General features: G+C 67.1%; 9 protein-coding genes and 1 tRNA gene. 3 read left to right on the top strand and 7 right to left on the bottom strand.

All coding sequences use genetic code 11. The features are described from left to right. On the top strand, positions 1-1,103 hold a 1,103-nt coding region (locus ER13_RS13785; RefSeq protein WP_304412789.1), incomplete at its 5' end, for a BRCT domain-containing protein. Here the strand turns inward: ER13_RS13785 and ER13_RS13780 are convergent. Next, complete coding sequence (locus ER13_RS13780) at positions 1,100-1,921, bottom strand: LytTR family DNA-binding domain-containing protein (RefSeq protein WP_197019797.1); 822 nt, start codon at positions 1,919-1,921, stop codon at positions 1,100-1,102. The two genes, ER13_RS13785 and ER13_RS13780, sit on opposite strands and share 4 nt — an antisense overlap. A 131-nt stretch (positions 1,922-2,052) precedes the next feature. Between ER13_RS13780 and ER13_RS13775 the strand changes: the two genes are divergently transcribed. Continuing rightward, on the top strand, positions 2,053-3,294 hold the full coding sequence (locus tag ER13_RS13775) for an acyltransferase (RefSeq protein ID WP_231492552.1): 1,242 nt from the start codon (positions 2,053-2,055) through the stop codon (positions 3,292-3,294). 230 nt (positions 3,295-3,524) lie between these two features. On the opposite strand, the gene adhP is transcribed toward ER13_RS13775, so the two are convergent. The 3 genes from adhP to ER13_RS13760 all read right to left on the bottom strand — a co-directional run bounded on the left by adhP (position 3,525) and on the right by ER13_RS13760 (position 7,323). Beyond that, positions 3,525-4,553 (bottom strand): alcohol dehydrogenase AdhP, encoded by a 1,029-nt coding sequence (adhP, locus tag ER13_RS13770; protein WP_008261496.1) that lies wholly within the window; start codon positions 4,551-4,553, stop codon positions 3,525-3,527. Positions 4,554-4,695: 142 nt separating this feature from the next. Next, positions 4,696-6,213, bottom strand: a complete 1,518-nt coding sequence (locus ER13_RS13765) for an aldehyde dehydrogenase family protein (RefSeq protein WP_008261774.1) — start codon at positions 6,211-6,213, stop codon at positions 4,696-4,698. Positions 6,214-6,348: 135 nt separating this feature from the next. After that, positions 6,349-7,323 (bottom strand): GAF domain-containing protein, encoded by a 975-nt coding sequence (locus ER13_RS13760; protein ID WP_035310113.1) that lies wholly within the window; start codon positions 7,321-7,323, stop codon positions 6,349-6,351. A gap of 203 nt (positions 7,324-7,526) precedes the next feature. Between ER13_RS13760 and ER13_RS13755 the strand changes: the two genes are divergently transcribed. Beyond that, positions 7,527-7,949, top strand: coding sequence for a DUF2147 domain-containing protein (locus ER13_RS13755; RefSeq protein ID WP_035310109.1), 423 nt, complete (start codon positions 7,527-7,529; stop codon positions 7,947-7,949). Positions 7,950-8,049: 100 nt separating this feature from the next. On the opposite strand, the gene ER13_RS13750 is transcribed toward ER13_RS13755, so the two are convergent. The 3 genes from ER13_RS13750 to ER13_RS19060 all read right to left on the bottom strand — a co-directional run bounded on the left by ER13_RS13750 (position 8,050) and on the right by ER13_RS19060 (position 9,626). Next, positions 8,050-9,036 carry an aldo/keto reductase gene (locus ER13_RS13750; protein WP_035310106.1) on the bottom strand — a complete coding sequence of 329 codons (987 nt, stop codon included), beginning with the start codon at positions 9,034-9,036 and terminating at the stop codon, positions 8,050-8,052. A 99-nt stretch (positions 9,037-9,135) separates the two neighbouring features. After that, positions 9,136-9,212, bottom strand: a tRNA-His gene (locus ER13_RS13745). 141 nt (positions 9,213-9,353) lie between these two features. After that, positions 9,354-9,626: an energy transducer TonB gene (locus ER13_RS19060; RefSeq protein ID WP_231492553.1), complete on the bottom strand. Its 273-nt coding sequence runs from the start codon at positions 9,624-9,626 to the stop codon at positions 9,354-9,356. Positions 9,627-9,819 lie beyond the last annotated feature (193 nt).

Below are 9,819 nucleotides of genomic sequence, written 5' to 3'. Positions count from 1 at the left end.
CCGTCCCCTATGTCTTCCCCGACAAATGTCCGGTCTGCGGCTCCGAGGCGGTGCGCGAAGGCGACGAGGTCAAGCGCCGCTGCACCGGCGGCCTGATCTGCGACGCCCAGATCGTCGAACGGCTCAAACACTTCGTCGGCCGCCGCGCCTTCGACATCGAGGGCCTGGGCGAGAAACAGCTGGCCGCCTTCAATGCGCGCGGCTGGATCAAGGAACCGGCCGACATCTTCCGCCTGGCCCGCGACGAGGCGCGGCTGAAGGAACTGGAACGCGAAGACGGCTATGGCGAGACCAGCATCCGCAACCTGGTCGCCGGCATCGACGCCCGCCGCATCATCACGCTGGACCGGTTCCTGTTCGGCCTGGGCATACGCGACATCGGCGAACAGACCTCCATCGTCCTGGCCCGCGCCTTCGAGAGCTGGCCCGCGCTGAAGGCCGCCTGTCTCCAGGCCGCCTCGGGCGTGCCGTCCGACGCCTGGACCGCCCTGGCCGGCGCCCACGCCATATCGCCCCGCGTCCTGACCCTGATGGCCGAGGCGACGCCCCCCGCCGCCGATCCCTGGCCCGAGGCGACCATGGACATGAAGATCAGCCAGGCCTTCCCCGGCATGGCCGCCCCCGCTCGCCGGTCTCTGGCGATCCAAGTCTCTGGGATGACGGACGACTGGTCCGGCCTGGTCGAGCTGGCCCGCGTCGCACGCGAGGAAGGCCCGTCCGAAATCCTGAACCAGATCGCCGGCGTGACCGGCGTCGGCCCCGTCGCCGCCCTGGCCCTGGCCCACTTCTTCCACGAGCCGCACAATCTTCAGGTCGTCGCCGCGCTGGAGGCCGAGCTGACCCAGATCCTCGACGCCGAACGGCCCAAGTCCGACACCCCGGTCGCGGGCAAGACCGTGGTCTTCACCGGCGCCCTGGAACGCTTCACCCGCGACGAAGCCAAGGCCCGCGCCGAAAGCCTGGGCGCCAAGGTCTCGGGCTCCGTGTCCAAAAAGACCGACTACCTCGTCGCCGGCCCCGGCGCCGGCTCCAAGCTGAAGGACGCCGAGAAGCACGGGGTTCAGGTCCTGACCGAGGACGAATGGCTGGCCTTGGTCGGCTAGCCCCGCAGCGTCGCCAGGGCGGCGGGATAGCGGCGTGACAGGGGCGCATTGACCGCCCCCAATTCCACAGTCCAGTCGCCGGAGCCGTCGGGCTGCAAGCCGGTGACGCGCGCCGCATTGACCAGCCACGAGCGATGGACCCGCACGAAGCCGAACCGCGACAGTTCGGCCTCCACCGCCGCCAGAGTCGCGCGCATCAGCGGACGCCGCCCGTCCGCCAGCAGGAACTCGACATAGTTCCCAGCCGAACTGACGGCCAGGATGTCGGCCAGGGGCGCGCGGATGATGCGGGCGCCGTCGCGGATGTCGAAACTGACCGGCCGCACCGGTTCATCGCGCCGCCGCCGCAGATAGGCGGTCAGCAGGAAGCCCCCGACCAGCAGGACATAGGCCACCAGGTCCTTGCGCAGCTCATAGGGGAACCGGTCGCCGAACTGATAGACGCCCGCGTCCATGACGACATAGCCCAGCTTCCTCAGCGCCACGAAACCGCTGACGTGCAGGGCCGAATAGGTCAGTAGCGCCGCCAGATGGATCACGGCGAACCGCGCCTTGGGCCGCCATCCCTCGCCCGCCGCCTCGTCCGGCGGCGCCAGACTGGCGGCCAGCCAGGGAATCCAGATCACCGCCATCAGGGTGAGGGTGCTCGACACCTCCCAGACCATGGGCTTCCAGGCGGCCACATCCGGATTGTCCGCCTGGGCCGTCAGGATGTTGACCGGCGTGTTGATCAGCGAAAAGGCCAGCACCGCCAGGGCGCACCGCCACAGATCGCGACCGTTCAGGCGTCGCGCGATAGCCGTCCATCCGCTCGTCACGACACGCGCGCCGTTCGTCCCGACGACCCCGGCGCCGTCCCCGCCAGGCGACCGCACGGCCCCAGACGATTGCTGACCCGCCCGTCGTTTCGCGAGGACGGGGCCTGCATCATTCGCCATGGAGTTCTCGCATGTCTGTTCCGCCCCCGCTCGTGTCATCGTCCGCGATGTCGGGCCGACGATACGATCTGGACTGGATCCGTGTCGGCGCCTTCATGCTGCTGATCCTCTATCACGTCGGCATGTTCTATGTGCCCTGGGACTGGCACGTGAAGAGTCCGCGTCAGATCGAGGCGCTCGAGCCGATCATGATGATGACGGGCCCGTGGCGGCTGACCCTGCTGTTTCTGGTCTCGGGTTGTGCGACCCGTTTTCTGGCGGACGGGTTCGAGGCGCGCGGCAAAAGCGGATGGGCGCTGGCCGGATCACGCACCCTGCGCCTGCTGCCGCCGCTTCTGTTCGGCATGTTCGTCATCGTACCGCCCCAGAGCTATTACGAGATCGTCGAGGCGGCCAAGGGCCTGGGGATCGCGGACCCCGCGCACGGACCGGTGCTCAAGGACTTTTGGGTGCGGTACGCCACCTCGACCGGCCACTGGTGCGACGCAGACGGCTGTCTGACCACGCCGACGTGGAACCACCTGTGGTTCATCGCCTATCTGCTGCCCTACAGTCTGTTGCTGACGGTGATGATCGCCTTTCCGGCCGTCCGGCGCGCCCTTCAGGCGGTGGGGGATCGAGTATTTCGGGGATGGGGGCTGGTGGTCTGGCCGGTCCTGTATCTGATCCTGATCCGCTGGTTCCTGGCGCCCCGGTTCGAGATCACCCATGCCCTTACCGACGACTGGTACAACCACGCGCTCAGCTTCGGCGCCTTCCTGTTCGGCTATCTGATCGCCCGGTCCGAGGAGGCGCGTCAGACCCTGATGCGGCTGCGCTGGCCCGCCCTGATCATCGCCCTGTGCAGCTGGGCGGCCTGGGCGACCTATGCCTGGGTCTATCGCGGCGACGTCAATCCGTCCGAGCCACTCAGACAGGCGATGCGGATTGTCTATGCGCTGGATCAGGCGGGCTTCATCGCCGCCATCCTGGGCTTCGGCGCGCGATGGCTGAACCGGGACGCTCCGGCTCTGCGCTATCTCTCGGCAGGGGTCTTCCCCTTCTATATCGTGCACCAGACGGTGACGGTCGTGGGGGCCTATAATCTGGCCGCACTCCACCTGCCGTTGGGCGTGGAGGCCGGTCTGCTGATCCTGATCACCGCCCTGGGCTGCCTCCTCGCCTACGAGATCGCGCGCCGGATCGGATGGCTGGGCCTGTTGCTGGGGGTGAAGCCGCAGAAGGAAGGGCGAACCGCGCGGTCGCCCGCCTGATGCGAGGGCTGGGACCGCCCAGCCCTCCTAATTCCGCAGGAAAACCGTCGAGGGATCAGTGGCTTGAAAATGATTCAAGCCGCCAACCCAGCACGTTCGCCGACGGGCCTATGATCTCGCCCAGGTCTTTGACATCGCGATCCGACATCCTGACGCAACGGCTTTGGACGTCGGAAATAGACGAAATAGACGAAATAGACTCTATTTTTTGTAGAGGGATCGCGTCGATTTCAGATCGTCATCACGATCCGGCCCTCGATCTGGCCGTCGCGCATCCGCTGGAAGATGCTGTTGATGTTCTCCAGCGGCTCGACCGAGACCGTGGCCTTGACCTTCTCGTCGGCGGCGAACTGAAGCGCCTCCTGAAGGTCCAGACGGGTGCCGACGATGGAGCCGCGCACCGTGGTGCCGTTCAGCACCATGTCGAAGATCGACAGGGGGAAGTCGCCGGGCGGCAGGCCGTTCAGGGCCACGGTCGCGCCGCGCGAGGTCATGTTGACCGCCTGTTCGAAGGCCTTGGGCGAGACGGCCGTGACCAGCACGCCCTGGGCGCCGCCGTCGGTCTGGGCCTTGATGTCGGCGGCGGGGTCGTTGGACGTCTTGGCGTTGACCGTCACGGTCGCGCCCAGCCGCCGCGCCAGGTCCAGCTTGGCGTCGTCCACGTCCACGGCGGCGACGTTCAGCCCCATGGCCTTGGCGTACTGAACCGCCACATGGCCCAGGCCGCCGATGCCCGAGATCACCACCCAGTCGCCCGGCTTGGTGTCGGTCATCTTCAGCCCCTTGTAGACCGTCACCCCGGCGCACAGGATCGGGGCGATGTCGGTGAAGCTGACGTTGGCCGGCAGATGGCCGACGTAGTTGGGGTCGGCGATGGCGTATTCCGCAAACCCGCCGTTGACCGAATATCCGGTGTTCTGCTGGTCGTGGCACAGGGTCTCCCAGCCGCCCAGGCAGTGTTTGCAGTGGCCGCAGGCCGAGTAGAGCCACGGCACCCCGACCCGGTCGCCCTCCTTGACCAGAGTGACCCCCGCCCCCACAGCCGAGACATAGCCGACGCCCTCGTGGCCCGGAATGAAGGGCGGATTCGGCTTGACCGGCCAGTCGCCCTCGGCGGCGTGCAGATCGGTGTGACAGACGCCAGAGGCCTCGATCTTGACCTGGATCTGGCCCGGACCCGGCTCGGGGACCGCCACCTCCTCGATGGTCAGCGGCTGGCCGAATGCGCGCACGACTGCGGCCTTCATGGTTCTGGACATGGAACATCCTCATCGATTTGGGGGAACGGGCGGACCGGAAGCAGGACACCGGCCCGCCCGCCTGGGAGTTAGCTCTCCGGACAGACGGATCAGAGAGCGATCGGAGAATAGCCGATCCGGAACCGGCCATCCTTGATGCAGATCAGAAGAAGCCCAGTTTGTCGGGGCTGTAGCTGACCAGCAGGTTCTTGGTCTGCTGATAGTGGTCCAGCATCATCCGGTGGTTCTCTCGCCCGATGCCGGACTTCTTGTAGCCGCCAAAGGCCGCATGCGCCGGGTACTGATGATAGCAGTTGGTCCAGACCCGACCGGCCTGGATGGTACGACCCGCGCGATAGGCGGTGTTCATGTCGCGCGACCAAACCCCGGCGCCCAGGCCGTATTCGGTGTCGTTGGCGATCTCCATCGCCTCTTCGAAGGTCTTGAAGGTGGTCACGGCCAGGACGGGACCGAAGATCTCCTCCTGGAAGACCCGCATGTCGTTGGTGCCCTTGAACACGGTCGGCTTGACGTAATAGCCGCCCGACAGGTCGTCCGGCAGCAGCGACTGTTCGCCGCCCGTCAGCACCTCGGCCCCCTCGTCCTTGCCGATCTGCAGATAGCTGAGAATCTTCTTCAGCTGCTGTTCCGACGCCTGGGCGCCGACCATGGTGGCCGGGTCCAGCGGGTCGCCCTGGACGATGGCCTCGACCCGGGCGATGGCCTTGGCGATGAAGGCCTCATAGATGTCTTCATGGATCAGGGCCCGGCTCGGGCAGGTGCAGACCTCGCCCTGGTTCAGGGCGAACATGGCGAAGCCTTCCAGCGCCTTGTCCAGGAAGGCGTCGTCGGCGTCCATCACGTCCTTGAAGAAGATGTTCGGCGACTTGCCGCCCAGCTCCAGCGTCACCGGAATGATGTTCTTGGTGGCATACTCCATGATCTTCTGACCCACGGCGGTCGAACCGGTGAAGGCGATCTTGGCGATCCGCGGATTGGTCGCCAGGGGCTCGCCCACCTCGGCGCCCGTGCCGGATACGATGTTCAGCACACCTGCGGGCAACAGGTCCTGGATCAGTTCGATCAGCAGAAGGATCGAGGCCGGGGTCTGTTCCGCCGGCTTCATCACGATGCAATTGCCCGCCGCCAGGGCCGGGGCGATCTTCCACGTCGCCATCAGAATGGGGAAGTTCCACGGGATGATCTGGCCGACTACGCCCAGCGGCTCATGGAAATGATAGGCGACCGTGTCGTGGTCCAGCTCCGAGATTCCGCCTTCCTGCGCGCGGATACAGCCGGCGAAATAGCGGAAATGGTCGATGGCAAGGGGAATGTCGGCGGCCAGGGTCTCGCGCACCGGCTTGCCGTTGTCCCAGGTCTCGGCCTCGGCCACGGCCTGGAGATTGGCTTCGATCCGGTCCGCGATCTTGTTCAGGATGACGGCGCGCTGAGCGACGCTGGTCTTGCCCCAGGCGTCCTTGGCGGCATGGGCGGCGTCCAGGGCCAGTTCGACGTCGGCCGCGTCCGAGCGTGCGACTTCGCACAGGACGCGGCCGTTCACCGGGGAGGTGTTCTCGAAATAGCGGCCGTTGACCGGCGGGACCCACTGGCCGCCGATGAAATTGTCATAGCGCGTCTTGAACTTGGGGGTCGCGGCGCGCGCGAATTCGGGTTTGGTCATGAAACACTCCTAACGTTCCCTCGGGCGTCGATTGCCGACGTCGTTGGGACGGGAAGCTCTGCCTGCCCCGGCCGATCCGCCAGACGGGCCGTTCATGGTGCAGCGCAAACCTGTCGCACGCCTGCGACAGTCGGCTCAGTGAGGTTCGCGCGAAAGCCCCAGCCGGTGCAGCTTGCGGTGCAGGGTCGCACGGCTGATCCCCAGGGCCCGCGCGGCGGCCGAGACATTGCCCCCGCTGCGCGCCAGGGCGCGACGCACCGCCCCGCGCTCGGCCTCCAGCAGCTCCGTCTCGACACAGCCCGCCCCCAGGACCTCTGACGCCGCCAGTTGGGCCGCGATCCGCTCGTCGGTGATGGACAGGGCCAGGCGGGCCGCGCGGGTGGCGCCGATCACCAGGTCGTCCCGATCGACCGCCAGCAGGGCCGCCGTATTCCGCTCGACCGGATCCCCGGCCAGGACGATCCGCGCCTGGGAGAAGGCCTGACGAAAGGTCTGGGCCTCGATGGCCCGCGCCGCATCCGCCACGGCCGCCGCGATCAGGCCCAGCACGCCCGCGGTCGCATCGGCCCGGCAGGACGAGACGTCCAGCAGACCGGCGAGGCGTCCCAGATGATCGTGGATCGGATGGCTGGTGCAGCTCAGGGCCGTGTTGCGGGTATGGAAATGCTGGTCCCGATGGATGGTCAGGGGCCGGTGTTCCGCCAGGGCCGTGCCGATGCCGTTGGTGCCCTCGACCGCCTCGGACCATATGGCGCCGGGCCATAGCCCCCAGCGGCGAAAGATGTCGTCATCCGCCGCCGCGCCCCGGCGCTCCAGCGGCACCCCGTCGGCATTGGTCAGCAGGATGCAGCAGCCGGTGTCGCCGACGGCCAGGAACAGCCGATCCAGCACCCCTTGCGCCGCCCGCGTCATCGGCTCCATGGCCTGGCGCGCCTCATGCAGTTGCGCCTCGGTCAGGGTCTGGGGACGGCCGCCGTCCTCGGGATCCAGGCCGTACAGCGACATGGACCGACGCCAGGATGCGGCCAGGGCCGAACGCGCCGGCTCGGCGCCGTTGTCGAGCGCCTGTTTGATCAGGCTTCCGTGATCGTTTCCTGGCCGATCGCCCATGGTGTCTCCCAAGGCTTGTTTCGCCAGATCAGACGCTTGCCGCGCCACAAGGTCAAGGCGACCCGGCTGAACGCCACGAAAGCTTCCCTAAGGTCCGGTTTTCATTGGCGATAGGGGATCAGTTCAGCCTTGTTTTGAACCGAAACCCGGATCACCCTGCATATCAACGGGTCGCCGAACCGGCCCGAGAAAAGGGAACGACCATGAAGACCAAGATCATGCTGGCCGCCGCCGCCCTGGCGCCTGCGCTCGCCTCTCCCGCCCTGGCCGCGGATCCGACCGGCCTGTGGCAGACCCCGACCAACGGCGGCCAGGTGCGGATCGCCCGTTGCGGCCAGGCCCTGTGTGGAACCCTGGTGACGTCGAACCATATCCGGGCGGACGCCGACGTCCGGGACGAGCATAATCGCGACACCGCCCTGCGTAGCCGCACCCTGCGGAACCTGCCGATGCTGACCGGCTTCACCGGCGGCCCGACCGAATGGCGCAACGGCTCGGTCTATAACCCGGCCGACGGCCGCACCTATCGCGGCACCATCACCATGACCAACGACAACAGCCTGAACCTGCGCGGCTGTGTCGTCGCCCCCCTGTGCAAGACCCAGACCTGGACCCGCATCCAGTAGGCCCGACCCAGACAGACGAAGGCCCGGCCGGATCGCTCCGGCCGGGCCTTTTCATGCCTGCCGTCAGGCTTGACGGATCGGCCTCGGGCGGCCTGCGCCCCTAGCGGTTCAGGGCCGCCCGCGCCGCCTCGGCGTAGCGGTGGCCCACGGCCGCGCCCTTGGGGAAGACCGCATCGATGCGCGCCAGGTCTTCCGGCGTCAGGACGATGTCCGTCGCGGCGGCGTTCTGTTCCAGAGTAGCGATGCGGCGGGTGCCGGGGATCGGAACCAGATCCTCGCCCTGGGCCAGGACCCAGGCCAGGGCCAGTTGGGCGGCGGTCACGCCCTTGTCGGCGGCGATGGCCTTCACCGCCTCGACCAGATCCAGGTTCTTCTGGAAATTCTCGCCCATGAAACGCGGATTGGTGCGGCGGAAGTCGTCCGCCTCCAGATCGTCGATGGACTTGATGTCGCCGGACAGGAAGCCCCGACCTAACGGACTGTAGGGCACGAAGCCGATGCCCAGTTCCCGCACGACCGCGAACAATTCGTCTTCCGGGTCCCGCGTCCACAGCGAATATTCGGTTTGCAGGGCGGTGATCGGATGGGTCGCATGGGCCTTGCGCAGGGTGTCCGGCGCGGCCTCGGACAGGCCCAGGAAGCGGACCTTGCCCTCCTTGACCAGTTCGGCCATGGCGCCGACCGTCTCCTCGATCGGCGTGTCGGGATCGACCCGATGCAGATAATACAGATCGACGTGATCGACGCCGAGACGCTGAAGACTGCCCTCGATGGCGCGGCGGACATTGGCCGGGCTGCCGTCGACCAGAAGCTTGGAGCGGTCGGCGTTGTAGTTGATGCCGAACTTGGTGGCGATAAAGGCCTGATCGCGCCGGTCCTTCAGCGCCTTGCCGACCAGCATCTCATTGGTGTGCGGGCCGTACATCTCGGCCGTGTCGAACAGGGTGACGCCCAGGTCGAGGGCGCGGTGGATGACGGATATGGACTGTCCCTCGTCCGCGCCGCCGTAGAAGGCGCTCATGCCCATGCAGCCCAGGCCTATGGCCGAAACCTCGGGACCGTTCAGGCCCAACTTGCGCGTCTTCATTGCGCTCTCCTGTCGATGTGGGGGATCAGCGTCAAAGACGCCGACGATCAGGAGATGGTCACTGCAGCGGCGGGCCGCAAGCCCGGCCGCGCTGCGCGATGGTACCGCCTCTCAGGCTTGAACTGAGGACCTCCGGTTCCACAAACCGGCGCTCTAACCAACTGAGCTAAGGCGGCCCGCGCATCGCGAGGCGCGTTCTCTACCGGGACTGCGGCAGGGGATCAAGCGGCTTCATCAGATTTCGTCACCGCGCGGCATAAAAGAAAAACGCCCCGGAGATCGCTCTCCGAGGCGTCTGTTTTCTTCGACGGAGCGCCTTACCCGAGGGTGAAGGGCACCCGGACGCGGAAGGTGGCGTCCTGAGCCGCGCCATCGACGGTACGCGGGGACAGTTGTCCACGCTGAACCACGCGGACAGCGGCCCGACCGAAGCCCATACCCGCAGGCTCTTCCGACACCACGCGGCAGTTCGCCGGAGAGCCGTTAGACCGAGCGGTGCACTCGACCGTGGCCGATCCGCTGATTTCCCGTTCCAAAGCGCGAGCCGGGAAGTCGTCGGCGGTCGGACGCGGCTGACGCGACCACTGCACGTTCGTGATCGTGGACGGACGCGGCGGAGCCGGCGGAGCCGGAGGCGGCGGCGGTCCAGGAATGTTCACGGGCGGACCCGTGTACTCGACCCGGTCTTCCTTCTTCGTTGGCGTGGTGTTCACCAGCGGGGGCGGCGGCACGTTCGGAACCCGGGCCCGGACCCCCCACTGAAGGTTGGGGGGGGGGGGGGGC

Source organism: Brevundimonas sp. EAKA (genome assembly GCF_000698025.1).
In the GTDB taxonomy this organism is placed as follows: domain Bacteria; phylum Pseudomonadota; class Alphaproteobacteria; order Caulobacterales; family Caulobacteraceae; genus Brevundimonas; species Brevundimonas mediterranea_A.
Note: the sequence above shows the minus strand (reverse complement) of the source record. Positions and strands in the feature narration are given on the sequence as shown.